This is a genomic window from Streptomyces sp. NPDC002324 (genome assembly GCF_053593335.1).
In genome coordinates this window covers 1,540-3,066 of record NZ_JBSFCF010000086.1, presented here as the reverse complement: position 1 = coordinate 3,066, position 1,527 = coordinate 1,540, and the positions used below count along the sequence as shown (strand labels likewise).

Here is a 1,527-nt window from a genome sequence, read left to right as displayed (position 1 = left end):
GTAGCTCATGGGTGGAACGTTGATTATTCGGCATCTGAGTTGTCTCAGGCTGTGAGTACTGTTCCTTCGGGGGCGTGGAAAGCTGATCTGGGCGGTGAGGGTGTCGGGCACGCTGTTGGGTGTCTGAGGGTATGGCCGTGTTTACGGTTGCCTTCAGTGCCGGCCCCAGTGCACTCGGACTACTGGTTCGGGGTGATGGGTGGTTGGTCGTTGTTTGAGAACTGCACAGTGGACGCGAGCATCTGTGGCCAAGTTTTTAAGGGCGCACGGTGGATGCCTTGGCACCAGGAACCGATGAAGGACGTGGGAGGCCACGATAGTCCCCGGGGAGTCGTCAACCAGGCTTTGATCCGGGGGTTTCCGAATGGGGAAACCCGGCAGTCGTCATGGGCTGTCACCCTTGCCTGAACACATAGGGCAAGTGGAGGGAACGCGGGGAAGTGAAACATCTCAGTACCCGCAGGAAGAGAAAACAACCGTGATTCCGGGAGTAGTGGCGAGCGAAACCGGATGAGGCCAAACCGTATGCGTGTGAGACCCGGCAGGGGTTGCGTATACGGGGTTGTGGGATCTCTCTTTCACAGTCTGCCGGCTGTGAGACGAGTCAGAAACCGTTGATGTAGGCGAAGGACATGCGAAAGGTCCGGCGTAGAGGGTAAGACCCCCGTAGCTGAAACATTGACGGCTCGTTTGAGAGACACCCAAGTAGCACGGGGCCCGAGAAATCCCGTGTGAATCTGGCGGGACCACCCGCTAAGCCTAAATATTCCCTGGTGACCGATAGCGGATAGTACCGTGAGGGAATGGTGAAAAGTACCGCGGGAGCGGAGTGAAATAGTACCTGAAACCGTGTGCCTACAAGCCGTGGGAGCGTCGCGCATCGAGTTTACTCGGTGCGTCGTGACTGCGTGCCTTTTGAAGAATGAGCCTGCGAGTTTGCGGTGTGTTGCGAGGTTAACCCGGGTGGGGTAGCCGTAGCGAAAGCGAGTCCGAACAGGGCGTTTCAGTAGCACGCTCAAGACCCGAAGCGGAGTGATCTAGCCATGGGCAGGTTGAAGCGGAGGTAAGACTTCGTGGAGGACCGAACCCACCAGGGTTGAAAACCTGGGGGATGACCTGTGGTTAGGGGTGAAAGGCCAATCAAACTCCGTGATAGCTGGTTCTCCCCGAAATGCATTTAGGTGCAGCGTCGTGTGTTTCTTGCCGGAGGTAGAGCACTGGATAGGCGATGGGCCCTACCGGGTTACTGACCTTAGCCAAACTCCGAATGCCGGTAAGTGAGAGCACGGCAGTGAGACTGTGGGGGATAAGCTCCATGGTCGAGAGGGAAACAGCCCAGAGCATCGACTAAGGCCCCTAAGCGTACGCTAAGTGGGAAAGGATGTGGAGTCGCACAGACAACCAGGAGGTTGGCTTAGAAGCAGCCACCCTTGAAAGAGTGCGTAATAGCTCACTGGTCTAGTGATTCCGCGCCGACAATGTAGCGGGGCTCAAGCGTACCGCCGAAGTCGTGTCATTCCAGCAGTA

General features: G+C 57.0%; 1 rRNA gene (only partly in view). It reads left to right on the top strand.

What is annotated here, in order from left to right:
- Window positions 1–246 precede the first annotated feature (246 nt).
- Window positions 247–1,527, top strand: a 23S ribosomal RNA gene (locus tag ACWCRJ_RS44395); it runs 1,491 nt beyond the window's last position.